Origin of the sequence: Pseudomonas frederiksbergensis, from assembly GCF_900105495.1 — a bacterium.
Taxonomy (GTDB): Bacteria; Pseudomonadota; Gammaproteobacteria; order Pseudomonadales; family Pseudomonadaceae; genus Aquipseudomonas; species Aquipseudomonas frederiksbergensis.
The window spans coordinates 1,812,089-1,836,216 of sequence record NZ_FNTF01000002.1; the positions used below are offsets into that span (position 1 = coordinate 1,812,089).

Consider the following 24,128-nt stretch of genomic DNA (forward strand, 5'->3'; position numbering starts at 1 on the left):
GCCTTTATGCCGGACGCGACGTCCCTCAGTGCTGGTTTTATGGTGGTTCACGGCAATCGCCTGGACGAGTTGCGCAGCCTGGTGGTCAGCTGGATGCGGCGTTACCCGCTGGCTCCCTTGGAAAATGAAATTGCCCTGGTACAGAGCAACGGCATCGCTCAATGGCTGAAGCTGGCACTAGCGGAAGATCCTGAAGATGACGACATGGGTGGCTGCGGAATCGCTGCAGCCATCGACGTTCAGTTACCGGGTAGCTTTATGTGGCAGCTCTATCGCATGGTGCTTGGGCGTGACGAAATCCCGGTCAAATCCCTGCTCGATAAAGCTCCTTTGACCTGGCGTCTGATGCGTCTGCTTCCACAGTTGATCAATCAACCGCACTTCGAACCGCTGCAGCGCTTCCTGACCCATGACACCGATTTACGCAAACGCTATCAGTTGGCCGAGCGGCTGGCGGATTTGTTTGACCAATACCAGGTGTATCGGGCCGATTGGCTTGAAGACTGGGCCGAAGGTCGTCATCAACTACGAAATGGCAGAGGTGAAACCAAACCTCTGACCCCGGCTAACTGCTGGCAGGCAGAGTTGTGGCGTGCGCTGTTGCTGGATGTGGGTGAACAAGGCATGGCGCAAAGTCGAGCCGGCGTCCATCAGCGGTTTATCGAACGCATCAACAGCCTCGACGTAGCCCCTGGCGGATTGCCTTCGCGGGTAATCGTTTTCGGGATTTCTTCACTACCCGCTCAAGCACTGGAAGCATTGGCGGGGCTGGCGCGCTTCAGTCAGGTTCTGCTCTGCGTACACAACCCGTGTCGTCACCATTGGGCAGACATCGTCGCCGATAAAGACCTGTTGCGGCATCAATACAAGCGTCAGGCTCGTAAGAGCGGAATGCCGGTTGTGCTCGATCCGCAAACCCTTCACCAGCATGCGCATCCACTACTGGCGGCTTGGGGCAAACAGGGGCGAGACTATATCAATCTGCTCGACAGTTACGATGATCCCAACAGTTATCGCTCGGCATTCCGCGATGGCCGTATTGACCTGTTCAGCGACAGCCAGCCACAGAACATGCTCAATCAATTGCAGGACGACATTCTTGAATTGCGTCCCTTGAACGAGACTCGCGAGCGCTGGCCAGCTGTCGATCCGGCGAAGGACGAGTCGATCCGTTTTCACATTGCCCATAGCGCCCAGCGCGAAGTGGAGATCCTCCACGACCAGTTGCTCGCACGCTTCAGTGCTGATCCGGACTTAAGGCCTCGCGATGTGATTGTGATGGTCCCGGACATCGACAGCTACGCACCGCATATTCGAGCGGTGTTTGCTCAGCTTGAACGCCACGACCCGCGTTTCATTCCCTTCACACTCGCAGATCAAGGCCAACGCGGCCGTGACCCGCTACTGATTGCTATCGAACACCTGCTCAAACTGCCCGACAGCCGTTTCCCCGTGAGTGAGATCCTCGATCTGCTGGATGTTCCTGCACTGCGCGCTCGCTTCGGTGTAGAGGAACGCGATCTGCCGACACTGCATCGTTGGATCGAAGGCGCAGGCATCCGCTGGGGCATGAATGCCGAACAGCGCGCGGGTCTCGGTCTGCCGCAGGAGCTGGAACAAAACAGTTGGCGTTTCGGCCTGCGACGGATGCTGCTCGGTTATGCCGTAGGCAGTGCCGGTGCTTGCGAGGGTATCGAACCCTACGACGAGATCGGTGGTCTGGACGCCGCGCTCATCGGCCCTTTGGTTGCGCTGCTGGACGCATTGGAGATTGCGCACCAGGAGCTCTCTCAACCTGCCGCTCCCAAACAATGGGGCTTTCGCTTGCACGCACTGGTTCAGTTGTTTTTCCTGGCCAGTAACGAACATGACGACTACGTATTGGCCCAACTCGAAGAGCTGCGTGAAACCTGGCTTGAGACCTGCGAGTCAGTTGGTTTGCATGATGAGCTGCCGTTGACCGTGGTCCGTGAAGCCTGGCTCGCCGGCCTCGACCAAGGCCGCCTGTCCCAGCGTTTCCTGGCCGGTGCAGTTAACTTCTGTACCTTGATGCCCATGCGCGCGATCCCGTTCAAACTCGTCTGCCTGCTGGGCATGAATGACGGGGACTACCCGCGTGCACAACCGCCACTGGACTTCGATCTCATGGGCAGTGATTACCGCCCTGGCGATCGCTCCCGACGCGAAGATGATCGCTATCTACTGTTGGAAGCCCTGTTGTCGGCACGGGACCAACTCTATATCAGCTGGGTCGGTCGCAGCATTCGCGATAACAGTGAACGCCCCGCGTCGGTACTGATTGGCCAATTGCGCGATCATCTGGCCAGCGGTTGGCGACTGCATGATGTCGACGAAGATTTGCTTGCGGCCATCACTCAGGAACATCCGTTGCAACCGTTCAGCGCCCGCTACTTTCATGAAGGCGATGACTTGTTCAGCTACGCCAATGAATGGCAGGTATTGCATCAAACCGGTGAGCCGTCGACTGATACCGAAGTCCTTGATCCGTATGTTCAGGAGGAGCCGCTAAGTCTCGGACAACTGCAGGACTTCCTGCGTAATCCTGTGCGGCATTTTTTCAGTCAACGGCTGAAAGTGTACTTCGAAGCGGCTGAAGTGCCCTTGGCTGATGAAGAGCCATTCGTACTCGACGCGTTGCAACGTTACAGCCTCAGCGACAGCTTGCTCGAAGCTGCACTGGGGAATCTGGAAAGCACCGACCAGGTACTGGAAGCGCAGGCAAAACGTCTGCAAAACAGTGGGCTCCTGCCTATGGCCGGATTTGGCGAATGCCTACAGCGAGAGTTGATCGAACCGTTGCCGGATCTGTTGCAGCGTTATCAGCAGCTTTTGGCGTTATGGCCAACACCTCTGACCAACGCTCTGCCAGTGAATCTGGAGTTGCAGGGGCTGCGCCTGGAAGGCTGGCTCAGCGGTCTGCATCAGCGAGCGGACGGTGGTTTGCTATCCGTCACTACAATCCCCAACAGCATCGGCTCAATCAAGTCGCGCAAATGGCATCGGCTGACACGGCCATGGGTCAATCACCTGGTTGCCTGCGCCAGTGGTATGGCGATGACCACTGCATTGGTGGCCAGCGACGACAGTCTGCTGCTCGGTCCGATGCTGGAGGATGCCGCCTTGCGGATTCTGGGCGACCTGTTAATGGCTTGGCAGACGGGCATGCGTCAACCATTGCCGATTGCGGTGAAGACCGGCTTCGCATGGCTGGGTCAAACTGATCCGGTCAAAGCCCAGACCGCAGCCCGCAAAGCCTATGAAGGCGATGGCCTGACCACCGACGGCGAGCGTCGCGAAAGCCCCGCACTCGCCCGACAGTTCGCCGACTTCGACTCGCTTGCCGCAGACGAAACGTTCCCGGATTGGTGCAACGCGTTGTATCGGCCGTTGCTTGAAGCGCCTTGGCGTTCATTGAACAGCGAGGAGCCGCGCGCATGACCACAAAACCTCTGGCCTTGGCATTTCCCCTGCGCGGCAGCCAACTGATCGAAGCGAGCGCCGGGACCGGCAAGACCTTCACCATTTCCGCGCTTTATCTGCGTCTGGTCCTTGGCCACGGCGCAGAGTCGAGCGGCTTCGGACGTGAACTGTTGCCGCCGCAAATCCTGGTTGTGACGTTCACCGATGCCGCGACCAAAGAACTGCGCGAGCGTATCCGCACGCGTCTCGCTGAAGCTGCACGGTTTTTCCGTGATGAAACACCGGCGCCCGACAGCCTTATCGCGGAGCTTCGTGAGGAGTACCTTCCCGAGCAGTGGTCCGGATGCGCGAACCGCTTGGACATCGCTGCGCAGTGGATGGACGAGGCGGCAGTTTCGACTATCCACAGTTGGTGCCAGCGCATGTTGCGCGAGCACGCGTTCGACAGTGGCAGTCTGTTTACACAGACCCTGGAAACCGATCACAGCGATTTGCTGGGCGAAGTCCTGCGCGATTACTGGCGTCTGTTTTGTTACCCGATGCAAGGTGATGCGCTGAACTGGGTGCGTGGGAATTGGGGTGGTCCGGCAGCCTTGCTGCCTCGAGTACGTGGTTTGTTCGCCAGTGAGCGAGACAGTGTTGAAGGTAAAGAACCTGCCGAGCTGATAACGGCGTGTCTGCAAGAGCGACGGGCAGCCTTGCTCGAACTCAAGATGCCCTGGCGCCAGTGGGCGGACGAACTGCTTGCCATTTGTCACCAGGGTGTCGCGAGCAAGAGCGTCGACGGTCGCAAGATGCAGGCGCGCTATTTCGAACCCTGGTTCGAAAAGATCAGGGCCTGGGCTGAAGACGAATCCCTTGAGCAGCTGGATATCGGCACCGGATTCACGCGCCTGACTCCCGACGGTATGGCCGAAGCCTGGAAGGGTGAAGTACCCCGTCATCCCGGGCTGGACGCCATGCCCGGCCTCAAGACCTGCCTCGATGGATTGCCGACACCTGATGCCGCCGTGCTGCAACACGCCGCCCAGTGGGTCGGTACACGGTTCGAGGAAGAAAAGCGTCGCCGTGCGGAGATGGGCTTCGATGATATGCTGCTTCGCCTCGATGCAGCATTGCAATCCGATGGCGGCGAGCGGCTGGCGACCCTGATTCGCGAGCAGTTTCCAGTGGCGCTTATCGATGAGTTCCAGGACACCGACCCTGTGCAGTACCGGATCTTCGAGAGCATCTATCGCATCGAAGACAACAATCCCGAATGCGGCCTGTTCCTGATCGGCGACCCCAAGCAAGCTATCTACGCGTTCCGCGGTGCCGACATCTACACTTACCTGCGCGCCCGCCAGGCAACCACTGGCCGACTGCATACTCTGGGTACGAATTTCCGTTCCAGCCATGGCATGGTCCGTGCGGTGAACCATGTGTTCGAGCGCGCCGAATCTCGCGAAACCGGTCGGGGCGCGTTCCTGTTTCGTGAAAAGAGCGGCGAGAACCCGGTACCGTTCCTGCCGGTCGAATCCCAAGGGCGCAAAGAAGTTCTGCACATCGACGGCCAGGTCGTGCCCGCCCTGAACATCTGGCACCTGTCCGCCGATCAGCCGCTGTCCGGCGCGGTGTACCGACAACAACTCGCCGCCGCCTGCGCCAGTGAAATCACCGCTTTGCTCAACGGCGGGCAACAAGGTCGCGCGGGTTTCATCCAGGATGACAAGGACTTCAGAGGGCTGCTACCCGCGGATATCGCGATCCTGGTCCGCGACGGTAAAGAAGCTCAGGCTGTGCGCGGCGAACTCTCCGCCCGTGGCGTGCGCAGCGTCTATCTGTCGGACAAGGACTCGGTGTTCGCTGCCCAAGAGGCCCACGACGTACTGACCTGGCTCAAGGCTTGTGCCGAGCCGGATGTCGAGCGTCCACTGCGGGCCGCGTTGGCCTGCATCACGCTGAACCTGTCGCTGGCTGAGCTGGAACGGCTGAATCAGGACGAACTGGCCTGGGAAGCGCGGGTCATGCAGTTCCGTCATTATCGCGAGCTCTGGCGCAAGCAGGGCGTGTTGCCGATGCTGCGGCGATTGCTGCATGACTTTCAGCTGCCTCAGACATTGATTCTGCGCAGTGACGGCGAGCGGGTGCTGACCAATTTGCTGCACCTGTCCGAGTTGCTGCAACAGGCGGCCGCCGAGCTCGATGGTGAGCAAGCGCTGATCCGTCATTTGTCCGAGCACCTGGCGTTGTCCGGTCAGGCCGGCGAAGAGCAGATCCTGCGTCTGGAGAGCGACGAACAACTGGTCAAGGTCGTGACCATTCACAAGTCCAAGGGGCTTGAGTATCCCTTGGTGTTCCTGCCATTCGTTTGCTCGGCGAAGCCAGTGGATGGCAGTCGTCTGCCGCTGCATTACCACGACGAAAGCGGCAAGGCCCAAGTGACCTTGAAGCCGACGGCCGAGTTGATTGTTCAGGCGGATGATGAGCGACTGGCCGAGGATCTGCGCTTGCTTTACGTGGCCTTGACCCGGGCGCAACACGCCTGCTGGCTCGGAGTGACGGATCTCAAACGCGGCAATAACAACAGCTCGGTGCTGCACCTGTCGGCATTGGGTTATCTGCTGGGCGGCGGAGTGCCATTGGCCGAGTCGGCAGGCTTGAAGCGGTGGCTGGAAGACCTGCAGCAGGACTGTCCTGCGCTGAGCTACGGTGAAATGCCTGAAGCGACCGTCGAGCACTACCATCCACCTCGCAACGATGCGACGTTGCTTGCTCCGCTGATACCCAAGCGCAAGGCCAGCGAAAACTGGTGGATTGCCTCTTACAGTGCCCTGCGCATTGGCGACAGCATGAGCGTGGGCACTGATGAAGCGCCGGAAAGCCCGCAAGCGCAAAAGCTCTTCGACGACGAACGCCTCGATCCGCAAGCACCACGCGAAGTAGTGGCCGGCGGCGCGGATATCCATCGATTCCCTCGCGGCCCGAACCCCGGCACCTTTCTCCATGGTTTGCTCGAATGGGCCGGTGACGAAGGTTTTACCGCCACGCCAAAAGCGGTGGAAGACGCCATTGCCCGTCGTTGCAATCGACGTGGCTGGGAAGGCTGGATAACCGCCCTGAGCGATTGGCTGCAGCATCTGCTTACCTCTCCGCTGCATATCGGTGGTGGGCAGGCTCCCGTGGTATTCGAGCAATTGACCCACTACCGCGTCGAGATGGAATTCTGGTTCGCCAGCCATAAGGTCGATGTGCTCAAGCTCGATGAACTGGTGCGCCAATACACCCACAACGGCGTGGCCCGGGTGGCTGCCGAGCCGGTGTTGCTCAATGGCATGTTCAAGGGCTTCATCGACCTGACGTTCGAACACGACGGCCGCTACTACGTCGCCGACTACAAATCCAACTGGCTGGGCGTCGATGACGCGGCCTATACCGAGCAGGCCATGGAGCAGTCGATTCTCGACAACCGTTACGACCTGCAATACGTGCTGTACCTGTTGGCCCTGCATCGCCAGCTCAAGGCGCGACTAGCCGATTACGATTACGACCGGCATGTCGGCGGTGCGTTGTACCTGTTCCTGCGTGGTACGCGCGCGCCCAGCCAAGGCGTGTATTTTGCCCGTCCACCAAAAGAGTTGATCGAACGTCTCGACCGGCTGTTCCAGGGCAAGCCAGAACCCAAGGCCGAACCCGCCTGGGAACAGGGAGTTTTGCTATGAGTCGCACCTTCGCTGATTTGCTGCCGACTTCGTTGACAGCCGAAAGCCTCGTGGATCTGGCGCCGTTGAGTCGCGCCGATGACTTGCTGCTACTGCTGACGCGCTGGGTTGAGCGCGGCTGGCTGCGAGCGCTGGATAAAGCCTTCGTCGCTTTTCTTCACGAGCTCGCTCCCTGCGATGATCCACTGGTGCTGCTGGCCGCGGCGTTGGCCAGCCATCAACTGGGCCACGGTCATGTGTGCCTGGATCTGTTCGAGACGCTCAAGGAACCGGACTTCGCCCTGTCGCTACCACCGGAAGGTGATGTGCAAAGTGGCGCAATGTTGTTGCCGTCGCAATTGCTTGAGGCGCTGGACGGTGCCCATTGGTGCAAGGTCCTGGCTTCCAGCAGCCTGGTCGCATTGGCGGTCGATGGTCGTGAGGCGGCGCAACATCGGCCATTGGTGTTGTCGGGCAAACGCCTGTACTTGCGTCGCTACTGGGCTTACGAACGGCGTATCGATACGTCGCTGCGTCAACGCCTGGTCGAACACGAAACCACACCGGATGATTTGCCCCAACGCCTCACCAGCTTGTTCGGCCCAGCCAGGCCCGGGGAAGTGATTGACTGGCAGAAGCTCGCTTGCGCCCTCGCCACCCGCAGCGCTTTCAGCATCGTTACCGGTGGCCCGGGGACCGGAAAGACGACGACGGTCGTGCGTTTGCTCGCGTTGCTCCAGGCGCCGGCGGTGGAGGCGGGCAAGCCGCTGCGCATCCGTCTCGCGGCACCCACCGGCAAGGCTGCAGCCCGACTGACGGAGTCCATCAGTCAGCAGGTCAGAACACTGGAAGTCGATGAAGCCGTACGCGTGAAGATCCCGTCAGATGTCACCACTGTGCACCGTCTGCTCGGCAGTCGCCCCGGTACTCGACACTTCCGTCACCACGCCGGTAATCGCTTGCCGCTGGATGTGCTGGTGGTGGACGAAGCCTCGATGATCGATCTGGAAATGATGGCCAACCTGCTCGATGCGTTGCCGGCTCATGCCCGTCTGGTGCTGCTCGGTGACAAGGATCAACTGGCATCGGTGGAGGCCGGCGCGGTGCTGGGCGACCTGTGCCGCGACGCCGAGGCCGGTTGGTACAGCCCGCAGACTCGCCGGTGGCTGCAAGCGGTCAGTGGTGAAAGCCTGGATGCCAGCGGTTTGCGGGAAGACACCCAGGGCACTCATCCGCTGGCCCAGCAAGTTGTGATGCTGCGTCATTCGCGTCGGTTCGGAGAGGGCAGCGGCATCGGCCAATTGGCTCGTTGGGTCAACCAGCAGCAACCCGAGGAAGCTCGCAAGTTGTTGGCAGCGCGAAGCCATGACGACGTGTTTTCCCTGCCCCTCAAGGGGGAGCAGGACCGGGCGCTGGAACGCTTGCTGCTTGAGGGGCATGGCGATGGACCGCAGGGTTATCGGCATTACCTGAGTCTGTTACGCAGCCTGCGGCCACCGCTCGACAGCACGCTTGATGATCCCTGCTGGACCGATTGGGCTCGCCAAGTCCTGCAAGCCTTCGACACCTTCCAGTTGTTGTGCGCCGTACGCAAAGGGCCGTGGGGCGTTGAAGGTTTGAATCAACGCGTGACCGCCGCGCTGCTAAAGGCCCGGCTGATCGACAGCGACCAGCAGTGGTACGAAGGTCGACCGGTGCTGATGACCCGCAATGACTATGGCCTGGGTTTGATGAATGGCGACATCGGCATTGCCCTCAAGCTGCCGGAACGCGAGGGGCCAGAGGTTGGGAAACAGGTACTGCGTGTGGCGTTCCCGCGTAATGATGGTCAGGGTGGCGTACGTTTTGTACTGCCGAGCCGGCTCAATGATGTGGAAACTGTGTACGCCATGACAGTGCATAAATCCCAGGGCTCGGAATTTGCCCACACCGCGTTGATTCTGCCGGATGCCCTGAACCCTGTGCTTACCAAGGAATTGATCTATACCGGGATTACCCGCGCCAAAAACTGGTTCACCCTGATCGAGCCGCGTACCGGCGTATTCGAAGAGGCGGTGAGGCGCAAGGTCAAACGCTTGAGCGGGTTGATGCTGGAACTGGATGAGGGTGTCGAATCAAGGGATTGAAAGGGACGGCGTCAGGCGCCGGAAACTGACTGAAGTGCCGTAGGACGCCGCCTCGCTGGCGTTTGAACGCTGTGCTATCGTTGCGGCATCATTTCGCTACGATCGAAGAGAATCCCTGCATGAAGGTCGCTGTCTGGACGACACAGCGCGTTACCGGGTGCAAACACGTGCTGTTCGCCGGCCTTCTCTGTTTGTTCACCGGCATCGTTTTCGCTCAGTCGCAAACGCCTGTGAGCATGGCCGATCAGCGCGCACAATCCGTCACTCAGGTGGTCCTCGGGATTCTCAGTTATGCCCGCTGGCCTGTTGAGCCAGCACAACTGCGCTTGTGCATTGTGGGCCCCACCGAATACACCGACGATCTGGTCAAAGGCACGACCCAGGCCACCGGTCGCCCCGTCACGGTGCGACGTCTGTTGGCCGACAACCCGTCGATTACCGGTGAGTGCGATGCGGTGTATATCGGCAAACTGACCAGTGATGAACGTAGCCGGCTATTCGCTTCGCTGGCAGGGCGTCCGGTGCTGAGCATCAGCGAACGCGACGACCCCTGTACCGTCGGCAGTCTGTTTTGCCTGCGGGTCAGCGATGAGCAAGTGTCCTTTGAAGTCAACCTGGATTCCGTCGCCCGAAGCGGCGTGCGTATTCACCCCAGTGTGCTGCAACTGTCCCGCCGCAAGCCGGCGGCGCCATGAGTCTTTTCAAGCCGGGTAACCGCCCAACCTTGCGCTCGGTCATCGGGCGCGGACATTTGATCGTCGCACTCGTGGCCGTGGCCATGGCCAGTATCTCGCTGACGTTGCTCGGCGTACTGGCCTTGCGGGTCTATGCCGACCACAACTTGCACCTGATTGCGCGCTCGATCAATTACACCGTGGAAGCGGCGGTGGTGTTCAACGACAAGTCTGCCGCTAGCGAAGCGCTGGCATTGATTGCGTCCACCGAAGAAGTGGCCGATGCCCAAGTGCTGGACGAGCAAGGCACGTTGCTGGCTCGCTGGGAGCGGCCGGAAACGGGCTTCTTCTCGGACCTCGAAATGCAGATTGCCAAGGCCTTTCTGGAAAAACCGATCAGCATGCCAATCGTCCATCAAGGTCAGGCAATTGGAAGCATCCAGCTCACCGGTCACGGGGGCAGCCTGTTGCGGTTTCTGCTCAGCGGTCTGCTCGGCATCGTTTTGTGTACCGCCGTCAGTGCCTGGGTGGCGCTCTATCTGGCGCGCCGACAACTTCGCGCAATCACGGGGCCATTGCGCAGCCTGGCGTTCGTGGCTCACGCCGCCCGCAGCGAGCGAGCCTTCGATCAGCGTGTGCCTCCCGCCGCCATCGCCGAACTCGACAACCTGGGCAATGACTTCAATGCCTTGCTCGATGAGCTTGAATCCTGGCAGACCCACCTGCGAAGCGAAAACGAAACCCTGGCCCACCAGGCCAGCCATGACAGCCTCACCGGGTTGCCGAATCGGGCGTTTTTCGAAGGACGGCTGATTCGAGCGCTGCGTAATGCCAACAAACTCAACGAGCAAGTGGCGGTGCTGTTTCTCGACAGTGATCGGTTCAAGGAGATCAATGATGGCTTCGGTCATGCCGCTGGCGATGCGGTGTTGGTGGCCGTGGCCAATCGGGTTCGAGCGCAACTGCGCGAAGGGGATCTGGTGGCACGCCTGGGCGGTGACGAATTTGCCGTCCTGCTGACGCCGCTGCACCGGATCGAGGATGCCGAGTGGATTGCCGACAAAATAATCACCAGCATGGAAGTACCGATCCCGTTGCCGGGCGATACCCAGGTGTTGACTTCACTCAGCATCGGCATCGCCGTGTACCCCGACCATGGGACCACACCCGGTGCTTTGCTTAACGCCGCCGACGCGGCCATGTACCAAGCCAAGCGTCTTTCCCGAGGCGCACAGCACACGGCAGGGTCGGAGCACTCTGTCGCCGATGTTCAAACCAGGAGCTAATTTTTGTGTTCTCACTGACCCGGCGTTCCCTGCGATTTTTCACCTTCACCTTATTGATGGCTTTGCTGACATTGAGCGGTTGCCAGACGGCGCCGCAAAAAGGCCTGACTCCGGCGCAGATCGCTGTGCTCAAGCAGCAAGGCTTCGAATTGACCGATGAGGGCTGGGCCTTTGGCTTGTCCGGCAAAGTGCTGTTTGGCAGTGACGACGACAGCCTCAACCCAGCCAGCACCGACATCGTCGAGCGTATCGGCAAGGCATTGCTGGGGGTTGAAATAGAACGAGTGCGGGTCGACGGTCACACCGACGCCTCGGGCAAAGAGTCTTACAACGAGCAGCTCTCGTTGCGCCGCGCAAAAAGCGTCGGCAAGGTGCTGACCGTTGTCGGGATGAAGGAACAAAACATCCTGCTGCGCGGCCTCGGCAGCAGTGAACCGGTTGCTTCCAACAACACACCGGCCGGCCGTACCGAGAACCGCCGGGTGTCGATCGTGGTGAGCGCCGACTAATCGGCGAACAGGGTCTCGCGACTTTCACCCATCAACAGACCCTGATTCCGCTCAGTCACCTCCCGGATGTAATCCCACAACAGGGTGATGCGCTTGAGCTTGCGCAGGTCCTCGCGGCAGTACATCCAGAACTGTCGGGTGATGTTGATTTCCTCCGGCAACACCGGCAGCAATCGCGGATCCTGGGCGGCCAGGAAGCACGGCAGAATCGCCAGCGACCGCCCTTGCTGCGCGGCCACGAATTGCGCAATCACACTGGTGCTGCGCAGGTTGGCACTGGCGCCGGGCAACACATTCGCCAGGTACAACAGCTCCGAGCTGAACGCCAGATCGTCGACGTAACTGATGAATGAATGTTTACCCAAGTCAGCCGGGCGGCGGATCGGTGGGTGCTTGTCCAGATAATCCTGCGTCGCGTAGAGCTGCAATTTGTAGTCGCAGAGTTTGCAGCACACGTATGGCCCATGCTCCGGGCGCTCCAGGGCGATGACGATGTCGGCCTCGCGCTTGGACAGGCTGATGAAGTGCGGCAGCGGCAGGATGTCCACGGAGATTGCCGGGTAGGCGTCGACGAAATGGCTCAGCTGTGGAGTGATGAAAAAGCTGCCAAAGCCTTCGGTGCAGCCCATGCGCACATGCCCGGACAACGCAACGCCAGACCCCGAAACCTGTTCACAGGCCATGTGCAGCGTGCTTTCGATCGACTCGGCATAACCGAGCAACCGCTGGCCTTCGGCAGTCAGGACAAAACCGCTGGTCCGGGATTTCTCGAACAGCAACGTGCCCAACGCCGCTTCCAGCGAGCTGATGCGCCGCGACACCGTGGTGTAGTCGACCGCCAGGCGCTTGGCTGCGGTGCTGGCCTTGCGGGTGCGGGCGACTTCAAGGAAAAACTTGAGGTCATCCCAGTTCAACGAGCCTAGAGACGTGATGTTTTTTTGCATGATGGACCGGCTTTTATGTGCGTTCTTATTAGAAGTTTGCACATCTATACTCCAAAAACAGTCCGAGAACCAACTCGCGACACACGTCTCGTTTCAAGGCGACAGTCTCGCCTTGGCTATACAGATAGCTCTCTAAATAAGAACAACTTCCCGGAGACCCAATATGAACGCTTCGCTCACGCCAAACGAAACCACTGTCCAAACGGTAAAGCTGTTGATCGACGGCGAGTGGGTCGAGTCCCAGACTACCGAGTGGCACGACATCGTCAACCCGGCGACCCAGCAAGTGCTGGCCAAGGTTCCGTTCGCCACCGCACAGGAAGTCGACGCTGCGATCAGTGCCGCCCATCGCGCCTTCCAGACCTGGAAGCTGACGCCGATCGGCGCGCGGATGCGCATCATGCTTAAGCTCCAGGCGTTGATTCGCGAACACTCCAAGCGCATTGCCGTGGTGCTCAGCAACGAGCAAGGCAAAACCATCGCCGACGCTGAAGGCGATATCTTCCGCGGCCTGGAAGTGGTCGAACACGCTTGCTCCATCGGCAGCCTGCAAATGGGCGAGTTCGCCGAGAACGTTGCGGGCGGCGTCGATACCTACACCCTGCGTCAGCCAATCGGCGTTTGCGCCGGCATCACGCCGTTCAACTTCCCGGCGATGATTCCGCTGTGGATGTTCCCGATGGCCATCGCCTGCGGCAACACCTTTGTGCTCAAGCCGTCCGAACAGGACCCGATGTCGACCATGCTGCTGGTGGAACTGGCGATCGAGGCCGGTGTTCCGGCGGGCGTGCTCAACGTCGTTCATGGCGGTAAAGACGTGGTGGATGCGCTCTGCACCCACAAGGACATCAAGGCTGTTTCCTTCGTCGGTTCGACCGCCGTCGGCACGCACGTCTACGACTTGGCCGGTAAGCACGGCAAGCGTGTGCAATCGATGATGGGCGCGAAGAATCACGCGGTTGTGCTGCCCGATGCCAACCGCGAGCAAGCGCTGAATGCGCTGGTCGGTGCCGGTTTCGGTGCGGCCGGGCAACGCTGCATGGCCACCTCCGTGGTGGTGCTGGTGGGCGCGGCCAAACAATGGCTGCCTGACCTGAAGGCGCTGGCGCAGAAACTCAAAGTGAATGCCGGCAGCGAGCCGGGCACTGACGTCGGTCCGGTGATTTCCAAAAAGGCCAAGGCGCGGATTCTGGATCTGATCGAGAGTGGCATCAAGGAAGGCGCCAAGCTGGAGCTGGACGGTCGCGATATCACGGTTCCTGGTTTCGAGAAGGGCAACTTTGTCGGCCCGACCCTGTTCTCCGGCGTCACCCCGCAGATGCAGATCTACACCCAGGAAATCTTCGGTCCGGTGCTGGTGGTGCTGGAAGTCGATACCCTCGATGAGGCCATCGCATTGGTCAACGCCAACCCGTTCGGCAACGGCACTGGCCTGTTCACCCAAAGCGGTGCGGCGGCGCGTAAGTTCCAGACTGAAATCGACGTCGGCCAGGTCGGCATCAACATCCCGATTCCGGTGCCGGTCCCGTTCTTCAGTTTCACCGGTTCGCGCGGGTCCAAACTCGGCGACCTCGGTCCGTATGGCAAGCAAGTGGTGCAGTTCTACACTCAGACCAAGACTGTCACCAGTCGCTGGTTCGATGACAACAGCGTCAACGACGGTGTGAACACCACCATTAACTTGCGTTAAGGAGCCGGTCATGAAAATCGCTTTTATCGGTCTCGGCAACATGGGCGCGCCGATGGCGCGCAACCTGATCAAGGCCGGCCATTCGTTGAACCTGGTCGACCTGAACAAAACCGTCCTGGCGGAGCTTGAGCAACTGGGCGGCAGCATCAGCGCTTCGGCGCGTGAAGCGGCTCAAGGCGCAGAACTGGTAATCACCATGCTGCCCGCCGCGGTGCATGTGCGCAGCGTGTGGCTGGGTGAAGACGGCGTGCTGGCGGGTATCGCCAAGGGCGTGCCGGCAGTCGATTGCAGCACCATCGATCCGCAGACGGCGCGTGATGTCGCCGCGGCGGCGGCCAAGCAAGGCGTGGCCATGGCGGATGCGCCGGTGTCGGGCGGTACCGGTGGTGCGGCAGCCGGGACCCTGACGTTTATGGTCGGCGCCACCCCTGAGCTGTTTGCCACCCTGCAACCCGTGCTGGCGCAAATGGGCCGCAACATCGTTCATTGCGGCGAAGTCGGCACCGGGCAAATCGCCAAGATCTGCAACAACCTGCTGCTGGCGATCTCGATGGTCGGAGTCAGCGAAGCGATGGCGCTTGGTGATGCGCTCGGCATCGACACCACGGTGCTGGCCGGGATCATCAACAGTTCCACAGGGCGTTGCTGGAGTTCGGAAATGTACAACCCGTGGCCGGGCATCGTCGAAACGGCGCCGGCCTCGCGCGGTTATACCGGCGGTTTCGGTGCCGAGTTGATGCTCAAGGATCTGGGGCTAGCTACTGAGGCAGCACGTCAGGCGCACCAACCGGTGATGCTCGGCGCGGTGGCCCAGCAGTTGTATCAGGCGATGAGCCAGCGTGGGGAAGGTGGCAAGGACTTCTCGGCGATCATCAACAGCTATCGCAAACCGCAATAAGGAGTTTTCCGGGATTGTGGCGAGGGGGCTTGCCCCCGTTGGAGTGCGTAGCGCTCCCCCGCATTCCCTCAGGCATACCGTGTAGGCAGGTTTTACGACGGCTTCGCCGCCGAACGGGGGTAAACCCCCTCACCACAAAAGCTGGCTCCCACAGGGGCAGCATTGTTCCTATCGACATTTACCGGGAGATCACGTCGGGTGATCTCCCGGTTTTTTTGCATCAGGCAAACACGAAATACTTGCGCACGGTTTCAACCACTTCCCACGTGCCTTTCATGCCCGGCTCGATGACGAAAATATCACCGGCGCGCAGATGGATCGGCTCTTTTCCTTCTGGGGTGATGATGCAGTACCCCTCGCGGAAATCGCAGTATTCCCACTTCACGTATTCCACATACCATTTGCCCGGCGTGCAGATCCAGGTGCCCATGATCTTGCTGCCGTCTTCGCTGGTGTAGGCGTTGAGGTTGACGGTGTGCGGGTCGCCTTCGAGTTTTTCCCATTTGCAGGCGTCGAGCACCGGCAGTGGATGGGTATCGCGAAGAACGGTAATAGGTGCGGTCATGTGGACTCCGGGGCAGTGGACTAGAGAACTGAAGTCGCACCCTATAGCGCCCGTCTGCCGCTCAGTTGTCTGTACTCGACATTGAGCTGTCCAGAAACGCGCATTGCGCTCAAAGATGAAAGCCCAAGGGTAAAGTCTGCCCCTCAGGGGAGAGTCAAGGCGTGCAGCAAGGCCTTCGCATAGCCGGGCAGCGTCTCAAAGTCCCGCGCACAGAGCAGGAGTTTGCGTTGAGCCCAAGGTTCTTGCAGGGCGAGACTTTTGAAAGATTGTTCGTCGCGCCAGCGCTCAACCGCCGCAAGCGGGACGATCGCCAACCCGGCCCCCCGAGCGACCATGCGCATCACGCCATCGAAACCGTCGGCGCGGATGCGGATTTGCATGCGTGACCCGGTGTGCAGCGCCTGTTCTTCCAGGTACACCGCCAACGCGCTGTTGGCGTTCAGGCCGACATAGTCGTGGTGCAAGGTGTCGCTGAAGCTCACGACACTTGCGGGTGCCAAGGGATGATCGCGGGGCATTATCAGCACCAGCGGATCGTCGCGAAACGGGCGGGTTTGCAGGTCATCGGTGTCTACGGCGTCGGAGACGATGCCCAGGTCTGCGGCACCTTGGCGCAAGGCGTGAGTGATGCGTGCACTGGGCAGTTCTTGCAGATCGATGTCGAGGTTGGGGTGGTCGCGAAGAAAATCCGCAAGCAACTCCGGCAGGTACTCGGTGATTGCCGTGGTGTTGCACAACAACCGCACCTGACCTTTGACGCCGTTGGCGTATTCCGCCAGATCCTGCTGCAGGCGTTCGGCTTGTTGCAGGAGGACACGGGCGTGTTGCGCCAGGGCCTTGCCGGCCGGGGTCGGGCTGACACCGCGGCGACCTCGCTGCAGAAATTCGATCCCCAACGATGCCTCCATTGCGCGGATGCGCGCACTCGCCGCCGCCAGGGACAGATGACTGCGAGCCGCGCCGGCGGTGATGTTGCCGCTGTCGAGGATGTTCAGGTAGAGGCGCAGATCGGTCAGGTTGAAGTGCATCGTCAGTCCCAAAGATCGTTCCCACGCTCCTGCGTGGGAATGCCTCACTGGACGCTCTGCGTCCGCTTTGGCATGCGACGCGAAGCGTCACGGGCTGCATTCCCACGCAGAGCGTGGGAACGATCATGCCTCTTGCTGAGCAAGAGGCTGCCTCAGTATATGGCAGATTTTCAAGCAGCCAATCCAGGCTCACGATAGCGCCATGAATACTCTCGCCGCGTTCTATCAAAACCTCGGTCTGGCCCTTTCCTTGATGGTCATTGCCACCTTTTTGCTGGCCGGCATGATCAAGGGTGTGATCGGCCTCGGTCTGCCGACCATCGCGATGGGTTTGCTCGGTCTGGCTATGGCGCCGTCGCAGGCTGCCGCGCTGCTGATCATCCCCGCAACGCTCACCAATGTCTGGCAACTGGCATTCGGCGGGCATCTGCGAGGGTTAATCAAACGCCTGTGGCCGATGCTGCTGGCGATCTTCATCGGCACCGGGGCCGGCACGTTGTGGATCGGCATGGCCAGTGGTCATTGGGTCGTGCGGGGATTGGGCGCTGCGCTGTTGCTCTACGCGTTGAGCGGGTTGTGTCTGCCGACCTTGCGTGTCGGCCGTCACACTGAGCGTTGGCTCGGTCCGCTTGGCGGTCTGTTGACGGGCGTCATCACCTCGGCCACCGGCGTCTTCGTGATTCCGGCCGTGCCTTATCTGCAAGCCTTGGGCTTGAACAAGGATGAACTGGTGCAGGCGCTGGGTCTGTCGTTCACCGTCTCGACCCTGGCCTTGGCCGGCGGATTGTTATGGCGCGGCGCACTGGGCGGTGGCGAGTTAAGTGCGTCGTTGCTGGCGCTGATCCCGGCGGTGCTCGGCATGTTGCTGGGGCAATGGCTGCGCCAGCGGATCAGCGCCGTGCTGTTCAAGCGTGTGTTCTTTATCGGCCTCGGCGTGCTCGGCGGCCACTTGCTGATCAGCGGGTAGCGGACGGCGGACTGAGCATGTCGATGGCGCGGATATCGAAATCCCGTTCCAGGTATTCATCACGCTGCTCAAGGAACTGCTTCATGTGCGGCAGGTTCGAGTGCACGTCCAAGTGAGCCTGGGACTGCCAGATCTCGTAGAAGATAAACAGCGTCGGGTCCTGTTTGTCGCGCAACATGTGGTACTCGATGCAACCGGGTTCGGCGCGGCTTGCTTGCACATAACCGCTGAAAAACGCTTCGAAGGCGTCGGATTTTTCCGGGCGGGTCTTGGCGTGCAGGATGAAACCTTGCATTTCACTCATCAGAAATTTCCTCAAGTTCAGAATCGACGCAAGTTTATGGCAACAATCGCCTGTCGATTCGTGCGTATTGGTCAAATGAATTTTGTGAATTCAGCGCTTATTCAGCGCGAGGCAGATCGCTACTCTGGCGCCATCGAATTCCAACCTTCCGAGACTTCCCATGAAAAAAGTCCTGTTGCTCAATGGCGGCAAAAAATTTGCCCACTCCGATGGCCGTTACAACGCCACCCTGCATGAAGCCGCGCTGAGCGTGCTGGATCGCGGCGGCGTCGACGTGAAAGCCACTTTCATCGACGAGGGGTACGACCTCGCCGAAGAAGTGGCCAAATTCCTTTGGGCCGACGTGATCATTTATCAGATGCCCGGCTGGTGGATGGGCGCGCCCTGGACCGTCAAGAAGTACATCGACGAAGTCTTCACCGAAGGCCATGGCAGCCTGTACGCCAGTGACGGTCGCACCCGTTCCGACGCGTCGCAAAAGTACGGCAGCGGTGGTCTGTTGCAGGGCAAGCAATACATGTTGTCCCTGACTTGGAACGCGCCGCAGCAAGCCTTCGACGATCCAACCGACTTCTTCGAAGCCAAGGGCGTGGACGCGGTGTACTTCCCGTTCCACAAGGCCAACACCTTCCTCGGCATGACCGGTTTGCCAACGTTCCTGTGCGTTGATGTGATGAAGCGCCCTAATATCGAAGCCGATGTGGCGCGCTATGAGCAGCATTTGACCGAGGTGTTCGGCCTGCCGGCGTAAGGTTCCTTTTGCCCCACATCCAGCTACTATCAAGCCAGTTTTGAATGAGGGGCATCCGTGAAAGCCAGATCCGATGAATTGCAGATTTTCGTCTGCGTGATTGAATGCGGGTCGATTTCCGCTGCGGCCGAACAGGTCGGGCAAACGCCTTCGGCGGTCAGCCGTACGCTGTCGCGGCTGGAGGCGAAACTCGATACCACGCTGATCAACCGCACCACGCGACGCATGGACCTGACCGAAGAGGGCAAGTATTTTTTCGAGCACGCCAAGCTGATTCTCGATCAGATGGACGAGCTTGAAGAGCGTCTGACCTCGCGTCAGCAAACCCCGTCCGGGCGCCTGCGGATCAATGCCGCGTCACCGTTCATGCTGCACGCCATCGTGCCGTACATCGACGAGTTCCGCCGGCTCTATCCGGACATCCAGCTGGAGCTCAACAGCAACGATCTGATCATCGACTTGCTCGAGCAAAGCACCGACATCGCCATCCGCATCGGCACGCTCGCCGATTCGACCCTGCACGCTCGATCGCTGGGCTGCAGTCCGCTGCACATCGTCGCCAGCCCGGCCTATCTTGAAAAACACGGTGTACCGGCTGAAGTGGCGGATTTGTCCGGGCATACGTTGCTGGGTTTTACCCACAACGAAGGCCTCAACCAATGGCCGCTGCGTTACGTGCACGGTGATCGTTGGCCGATTCAGGCGTCGATCAGCGCCTCCAGCGGCGAGACGATCAGGCACCTGGCGCTGGAAGGCCAAGGCATCGCTTGCCTGTCGCACTTCATGACGATTGATGACATCCGCGCCGGACGTTTGCAGGTGCTGCTGGCGGATTTCAACAGCGGCTATCGCCAGCCGATCAACGCGGTGTACTACCGCAACTCGCAACTTGCCCTACGGATTCAATGCTTCCTGGACTTCATCCAGGGCAAATTGGCGGCTTATGCGAATGCGGATTTCAAGGGCTGATTCGTGATCCCTGCGCAAGAGTGAATTGGGCGATGCCGTCTGTTTCCACTGGCATCGGTCCTCGATACTGGCTGCATCACTTATTAACGCTGGGAGTCTCTCCATGAACGTATTCGTAACCGGCGCAGCTGGTTTTATCGGTGGCTCCATCGCCACCGGCCTGGTCCAGGCTGGCCATATGGTGACTGGCCTGGTTCGCAGCACCGAACAAGCCAATGAACTGAGCGCTCTGGGTATCACCCCGGTGCTCGGCACGCTTGACGACAGCGCCCTACTGGCCGAACAGGCCCGCGCTGCCGATGCCGTGATCAACGCCGCCAGCAGCGACCATCGCGGCGCGGTAGAAGCGTTGCTCGATGCACTTCGCGGTTCCAACAAAGTGTTCCTGCACACCAGCGGTTCGAGCATTGTCGGCGATGCGTCGGGCGGTAAATCCAGCGACGTTATCTATTACGAAGATAATCTGCCCGAGCCGACTATCGACAAAGCTGCGCGCGTGGCCATCGACAACCTGATCCTTGCCGCAGCAAAGGACGGGGTGAACTCGGCAGTGATCTGCAACACCCTGATCTACGGCCACAGCCTGGGCGTGAATCGCGACAGCGTGCAGTTGCCGCGTTTGCTGAAACAGGCGCGTAAAAGTGGCGTGGTCCGGCATGTCGGTACCGGCCAGAACATCTGGTCCAACGTGCACATCGAAGACGTGGTTGCCCTGTACCTGCTGGTGCTGACCAACAACGTACCGGGCACTTTCTACTTCGTGGAAAGCGGTGAAGCGTCGTTCATCGACATGACCACTGCGATTGCCCAAGCGCTGAATCTGGGTGAGCCACAAGACTGGCCGCTGAAAGAGGCCGAAGCCGAGTGGGGGTATGAAATGGCCAACTATGGTTTGGGTTCCAACAGCCGGGTTCGTGGTAACAAGGCGCGCGAACTGCTGGGCTGGGTGCCGAAGCGGACTTCGGTGATTGAATGGATTCGTGACGAGATGGTGTGAGTTCGCTCTAGACCGCGTCATCGTTCATCGCGGGCAAGCCACGCTCCCACAGGTATTGTGTCGTTCATCAGTTTCGCGAACGACACAATACCTGTGGGAGCGTGGCTTGCCCGCGATTGCGTTTCTGACGACCCAATAACTGGCCGGGCCGCCCCCAATTCCGTAACATCCGCCCCCTCTTTTCCCGCCTGTATTTAGATCAGCCATGAAACCCAAACATCTGCGCGCCGATACCCTGGCCGGGCTCACTACGTCATTCGCTCTTCTGCCCGAATGCATCGCCTTCGCGCTGGTTGCGCACCTCAATCCATTGATGGGACTTTACGGCGCTTTCATCATTTGCACCCTGACCGCGCTTTTCGGTGGGCGGCCGGGCATGGTGTCCGGTGCCGCGGGGTCGATGGCCGTGGTGATCGTTGCGCTGGTGGTTCAGCACGGTGTGCAGTATTTGCTGGCGACCGTGTTGCTGGGCGGGTTGATCATGCTGGCGTTCGGGCTGCTGAAGCTGGGCAAGCTGGTGCGCATGGTGCCGTACCCGGTGATGCTCGGCTTCGTCAACGGCCTGGCGATCATCATTGCCCTGGCGCAGCTGGAACACTTCAAGAGCGGTGACGTCTGGCTCAGCGGCACACCGCTGTACCTGATGGCGGGGTTGGTTGCCGTGACGATGGCCATCGTCTACGTGCTGCCGCGCCTGACGCGCGCCGTGCCGCCGGCGCTGGTGGCGATTCTGGGTGTCGGGCTGGCGGTTTATCTGCTCGGCTTGCCGACCCGCACCTTGGGCGACATGGCGCACATTGCCGGCGGTTTGCCGACCTTTGCACTGCCAGACATTCCCTGGAGCCTGGACACCCTGCGCATCATCGTGCCTTACGCAATATTGATGGCGTTGGTCGGCTTGCTGGAAACCCTGCTGACCCTGAACCTCACCGACGAGATCACCGAGAGCCGTGGCTACCCGGATCGCGAATGTGTGGCGCTGGGCGCGGCCAACATGGTCTCCGGCGTGTTCGGCGGCATGGGCGGCTGCGCGATGATCGGGCAGACCGTGATCAACCTCAGCTCCGGTGGTCGCGGTCGGCTGTCCGGTGTGGTGGCCGGTGTGCTGATTCTGCTTTTCATATTGTTTTTGTCGCCGTTGATCGAGCGCATTCCGCTGGCCGCGTTGGTTGGGGTGATGTTCGTGGTTTCGCAGCAGACCTTCGCCTGGGCCTCGCTTCGGGTGTTGAACAAAGTGCCGCTGAATGACGTGCTGGTGATCATCGCGGTAACGGTCATAACGGTGTTCACCGACCTGGCCACTGCCGTGCTTTGCGGGATTATCATTGCGGCGCTCAACTTCGCCTGGCAGCAGGCCCGCGAGCTCTATGCCGACAGTCATCTTGAAGTCGACGGCAGCAAGCTCTACCACCTGCATGGCACGCTGTTCTTCGCCTCGACTACGCCTTTTCTCAACCAGTTCGACCCCGCCAACGACCCATCCGTAGTGACGATCGATTGTCGCCACCTGAGCTTCGTCGACTACTCGGCGATAGCTGCGCTAAAAACGCTGCGTGAACGCTACACCAAGGCCGGCAAGCACCTGCGCGTGCTGCACTTGTCCGAACGCTGCAAGAAGCTGCTCAAACGCGCCCGGGTCAGTCACGACTGAGGTCTCCAGCAAAATCCCTGTGGGAGCGAGCCGGCTCCGGGCGGCGTTCCGACGATGGCGGTGTATCAGTCACATCACTGTTGACTGACTCTCCCTCATCGCGAGCAGGCTCGCTCCCACAGGGAAATCGGGGTGTAAATTCGCCTATCTGATTTGCATATTTAGCGACCTCTCATACCTCTGCGCGACAACCCTTACCCCTCCACGAAAATTACTTTCACCTCGTTTGAATATCACGTCTCGAAATGTTTTATGAGTTTCACAACCCATTCGACGTGACCCTTTCGAGGAGTACCGCATGACACCGTCCTTCGGCTATTGGCTGCTGGTTTACGCCGCCATCGCCATCATCGCGCTGATCGTTCTGATCGCCCGCTACCGACTCAATCCGTTCATTGTCATCACCCTGGTGTCCATCGGCCTGGCGCTGCTGGCGGGGATGCCGCCGTCGGGCGTGGTGGGGGCGTATGAGGCGGGTGTCGGCAAGACGCTGGGCCATATTGCGCTGGTGGTCGCGCTGGGCACGATGCTCGGCAAAATGATGGCCGAGTCCGGCGGTGCCGAGCAGATGGCGCGAACGTTGATCGACCGCTTCGGTGAGAAAAATGCCCACTGGGCGATGGTCTGCATCGCTTTCCTTGTTGGACTGCCGCTGTTCTTCGAAGTCGGTTTTGTCCTGCTGGTGCCGATCGCATTTACCGTGGCGCGGCGCGTGGGCGTGTCGATTCTGATGGTCGGTTTGCCGATGGTCGCCGGGCTCTCGGTGGTCCACGCGCTGGTGCCGCCGCACCCGGCGGCGATGCTGGCGGTGCAGGCCTATCAGGCCTCGGTGGGGCAGACCTTGCTCTACGCGATTTTGATCGGGATACCGACCGCGATCATCGCCGGCCCCCTCTACGCCAAGTTCATCGTGCCGCGCATTCAACTGCCGGACGATAACCCGCTGGAGCGTCAGTTCCTCGAGCGTGAACCACGCGACGGCCTGCCGGGGTTCGGCATCACCATGGCGACCATTCTGCTGCCGGTGGTGCTGATGCTGATCGGCGGCTGGGCCAATCTGATTTCTACGCCGGGCAGTGGTTTCAATCAGTTTCTGTTGTTCATCGGCAATTCGGTGATCGCCTTGTTGCTGGCGACCTTGCTGAGCTTCTGGACTTTGGGCCTGGCCCAAGGCTTCAGCCGCGAATCGATCCTCAAATTCACCAACGAATGCCTGGCACCGACCGCCAGCATCACCTTGCTGGTGGGCGCGGGCGGTGGCTTGAACCGGATTCTGGTGGACGCTGGCGTCACCGACCAGATCGTCAGTCTGGCGCAGGTGTTCCAGCTGTCGCCGCTGTTGATGGGCTGGCTGTTTGCTGCGTTGATGCGCATCGCCACCGGTTCTGCCACGGTGGCCATGACCACTGCGTCGGGTATCGTTGCGCCGGTGGCCATTGGTCTGGGTTATCCCCATCCAGAGCTGTTGGTGCTGGCGACGGGCGCGGGGTCGGTTATCTTTTCCCACGTCAATGACGGCGGTTTCTGGTTGATCAAGGAATACTTCAACATGACCGTCGCCCAGACCTTCAAGACCTGGACGGTGCTCGAGACCATTATCTCGGTCGTCGCCTTCGGTCTGACCGTTGGCCTTTCTTACCTGCTTTAG

The 24,128-nt window shown here is 60.1% G+C and carries 18 protein-coding genes; 14 read left to right on the top strand and 4 right to left on the bottom strand.

Features of this window, described 5'->3' with window-relative positions; all coding sequences use genetic code 11:
* Window positions 1–6: 6 nt before the first annotated feature.
* The 6 genes from recC to BLW70_RS08715 all read left to right on the top strand — a co-directional run bounded on the left by recC (window position 7) and on the right by BLW70_RS08715 (window position 11,716).
* Complete coding sequence (gene recC, locus BLW70_RS08690) at window positions 7–3,459, top strand: exodeoxyribonuclease V subunit gamma (RefSeq protein WP_074873556.1); 3,453 nt, start codon at window positions 7–9, stop codon at window positions 3,457–3,459.
* Window positions 3,456–7,142, top strand: coding sequence for an exodeoxyribonuclease V subunit beta (recB, locus tag BLW70_RS08695; RefSeq protein WP_074873559.1), 3,687 nt, complete (start codon window positions 3,456–3,458; stop codon window positions 7,140–7,142). Before recC ends, recB begins: the two co-directional genes overlap by 4 nt.
* Window positions 7,139–9,247: an exodeoxyribonuclease V subunit alpha gene (recD, locus tag BLW70_RS08700; protein ID WP_074873561.1), complete on the top strand. Its 2,109-nt coding sequence runs from the start codon at window positions 7,139–7,141 to the stop codon at window positions 9,245–9,247. The genes recB and recD overlap by 4 nt, the downstream gene beginning before the upstream one ends.
* Window positions 9,248–9,366: 119 nt before the next feature.
* Entirely contained in the window at window positions 9,367–9,942 is a 576-nt protein-coding gene (locus BLW70_RS08705; RefSeq protein ID WP_074873563.1) for a regulatory sequestration protein YfiR, read from the top strand.
* The gene (locus tag BLW70_RS08710) at window positions 9,939–11,207 is read left to right on the top strand and encodes a diguanylate cyclase DgcN/YfiN (protein ID WP_074873565.1); all 1,269 of its coding nucleotides are present in this window, start codon (window positions 9,939–9,941) and stop codon (window positions 11,205–11,207) included. Before BLW70_RS08705 ends, BLW70_RS08710 begins: the two co-directional genes overlap by 4 nt.
* A gap of 5 nt (window positions 11,208–11,212) precedes the next feature.
* Complete coding sequence (locus BLW70_RS08715; protein WP_074873567.1) at window positions 11,213–11,716, top strand: outer membrane lipoprotein YfiB; 504 nt, start codon at window positions 11,213–11,215, stop codon at window positions 11,714–11,716.
* Here the strand turns inward: BLW70_RS08715 and BLW70_RS08720 are convergent.
* Window positions 11,713–12,660 carry a LysR family transcriptional regulator gene (locus BLW70_RS08720; protein WP_074873568.1) on the bottom strand — a complete coding sequence of 316 codons (948 nt, stop codon included), beginning with the start codon at window positions 12,658–12,660 and terminating at the stop codon, window positions 11,713–11,715. The genes BLW70_RS08715 and BLW70_RS08720 overlap by 4 nt on opposite strands.
* 163 nt (window positions 12,661–12,823) lie before the next feature.
* Between BLW70_RS08720 and BLW70_RS08725 the strand changes: the two genes are divergently transcribed.
* Window positions 12,824–14,350 carry a CoA-acylating methylmalonate-semialdehyde dehydrogenase gene (locus BLW70_RS08725; RefSeq protein ID WP_074873570.1) on the top strand — a complete coding sequence of 509 codons (1,527 nt, stop codon included), beginning with the start codon at window positions 12,824–12,826 and terminating at the stop codon, window positions 14,348–14,350.
* 10 nt (window positions 14,351–14,360) lie between these two features.
* Window positions 14,361–15,248, top strand: a complete 888-nt coding sequence (mmsB, locus tag BLW70_RS08730) for a 3-hydroxyisobutyrate dehydrogenase (RefSeq protein ID WP_074873572.1) — start codon at window positions 14,361–14,363, stop codon at window positions 15,246–15,248.
* A gap of 220 nt (window positions 15,249–15,468) precedes the next feature.
* On the opposite strand, the gene BLW70_RS08735 is transcribed toward mmsB, so the two are convergent.
* Both BLW70_RS08735 and BLW70_RS08740 read right to left on the bottom strand, forming a co-directional pair.
* Window positions 15,469–15,813, bottom strand: a complete 345-nt coding sequence (locus BLW70_RS08735; RefSeq protein ID WP_007946320.1) for a cupin domain-containing protein — start codon at window positions 15,811–15,813, stop codon at window positions 15,469–15,471.
* Window positions 15,814–15,956: 143 nt separating this feature from the next.
* Window positions 15,957–16,841 (bottom strand): LysR substrate-binding domain-containing protein, encoded by an 885-nt coding sequence (locus BLW70_RS08740; RefSeq protein WP_074873573.1) that lies wholly within the window; start codon window positions 16,839–16,841, stop codon window positions 15,957–15,959.
* A gap of 202 nt (window positions 16,842–17,043) precedes the next feature.
* Here BLW70_RS08740 and BLW70_RS08745 point away from each other — a divergent pair, with 202 nt between their 5' ends.
* Window positions 17,044–17,808 carry a sulfite exporter TauE/SafE family protein gene (locus BLW70_RS08745; protein WP_074873576.1) on the top strand — a complete coding sequence of 255 codons (765 nt, stop codon included), beginning with the start codon at window positions 17,044–17,046 and terminating at the stop codon, window positions 17,806–17,808.
* Here the strand turns inward: BLW70_RS08745 and BLW70_RS08750 are convergent.
* Window positions 17,798–18,112 carry a putative quinol monooxygenase gene (locus BLW70_RS08750; RefSeq protein ID WP_074873578.1) on the bottom strand — a complete coding sequence of 105 codons (315 nt, stop codon included), beginning with the start codon at window positions 18,110–18,112 and terminating at the stop codon, window positions 17,798–17,800. The two genes, BLW70_RS08745 and BLW70_RS08750, sit on opposite strands and share 11 nt — an antisense overlap.
* A 160-nt stretch (window positions 18,113–18,272) precedes the next feature.
* Between BLW70_RS08750 and BLW70_RS08755 the strand changes: the two genes are divergently transcribed.
* From BLW70_RS08755 to BLW70_RS08775, 5 genes are all read left to right on the top strand, one after another.
* Entirely contained in the window at window positions 18,273–18,863 is a 591-nt protein-coding gene (locus BLW70_RS08755) for an NADPH:quinone oxidoreductase MdaB (protein ID WP_074873580.1), read from the top strand.
* A gap of 57 nt (window positions 18,864–18,920) precedes the next feature.
* The gene (locus BLW70_RS08760; protein WP_074873581.1) at window positions 18,921–19,832 is read left to right on the top strand and encodes a LysR family transcriptional regulator; all 912 of its coding nucleotides are present in this window, start codon (window positions 18,921–18,923) and stop codon (window positions 19,830–19,832) included.
* 103 nt (window positions 19,833–19,935) lie between these two features.
* Window positions 19,936–20,829: an NAD-dependent epimerase/dehydratase family protein gene (locus BLW70_RS08765; RefSeq protein ID WP_074873583.1), complete on the top strand. Its 894-nt coding sequence runs from the start codon at window positions 19,936–19,938 to the stop codon at window positions 20,827–20,829.
* Window positions 20,830–21,034: 205 nt separating this feature from the next.
* Entirely contained in the window at window positions 21,035–22,480 is a 1,446-nt protein-coding gene (locus BLW70_RS08770; RefSeq protein ID WP_074873585.1) for a SulP family inorganic anion transporter, read from the top strand.
* Between the two features lie 298 nt (window positions 22,481–22,778).
* On the top strand, window positions 22,779–24,128 hold the full coding sequence (locus BLW70_RS08775) for a GntT/GntP/DsdX family permease (RefSeq protein WP_074873587.1): 1,350 nt from the start codon (window positions 22,779–22,781) through the stop codon (window positions 24,126–24,128).

Bases quoted from the DNA above. Each gene is read 5' to 3' on its own strand.
- recB (WP_074873559.1), top strand. From the start codon at position 3,456: ATGACCACAAAACCTCTGGCCTTGGCATTTCCCCTGCGCGGCAGCCAA.
- BLW70_RS08705 (WP_074873563.1), top strand. From the start codon at position 9,367: ATGAAGGTCGCTGTCTGGACGACACAGCGCGTTACCGGGTGCAAACAC.
- BLW70_RS08765 (WP_074873583.1), top strand. From the start codon at position 19,936: ATGAACGTATTCGTAACCGGCGCAGCTGGTTTTATCGGTGGCTCCATC.
- BLW70_RS08740 (WP_074873573.1), bottom strand. From the start codon at position 16,841: ATGCACTTCAACCTGACCGATCTGCGCCTCTACCTGAACATCCTCGAC.
- BLW70_RS08775 (WP_074873587.1), top strand. From the start codon at position 22,779: ATGACACCGTCCTTCGGCTATTGGCTGCTGGTTTACGCCGCCATCGCC.
- BLW70_RS08755 (WP_074873580.1), top strand. From the start codon at position 18,273: ATGAAAAAAGTCCTGTTGCTCAATGGCGGCAAAAAATTTGCCCACTCC.
- BLW70_RS08745 (WP_074873576.1), top strand. From the start codon at position 17,044: ATGAATACTCTCGCCGCGTTCTATCAAAACCTCGGTCTGGCCCTTTCC.
- BLW70_RS08720 (WP_074873568.1), bottom strand. From the start codon at position 12,660: ATGCAAAAAAACATCACGTCTCTAGGCTCGTTGAACTGGGATGACCTC.
- BLW70_RS08770 (WP_074873585.1), top strand. From the start codon at position 21,035: ATGAAACCCAAACATCTGCGCGCCGATACCCTGGCCGGGCTCACTACG.
- BLW70_RS08710 (WP_074873565.1), top strand. From the start codon at position 9,939: ATGAGTCTTTTCAAGCCGGGTAACCGCCCAACCTTGCGCTCGGTCATC.
- recC (WP_074873556.1), top strand. From the start codon at position 7: ATGCCGGACGCGACGTCCCTCAGTGCTGGTTTTATGGTGGTTCACGGC.
- BLW70_RS08735 (WP_007946320.1), bottom strand. From the start codon at position 15,813: ATGACCGCACCTATTACCGTTCTTCGCGATACCCATCCACTGCCGGTG.
- recD (WP_074873561.1), top strand. From the start codon at position 7,139: ATGAGTCGCACCTTCGCTGATTTGCTGCCGACTTCGTTGACAGCCGAA.
- BLW70_RS08750 (WP_074873578.1), bottom strand. From the start codon at position 18,112: ATGAGTGAAATGCAAGGTTTCATCCTGCACGCCAAGACCCGCCCGGAA.
- mmsB (WP_074873572.1), top strand. From the start codon at position 14,361: ATGAAAATCGCTTTTATCGGTCTCGGCAACATGGGCGCGCCGATGGCG.
- BLW70_RS08725 (WP_074873570.1), top strand. From the start codon at position 12,824: ATGAACGCTTCGCTCACGCCAAACGAAACCACTGTCCAAACGGTAAAG.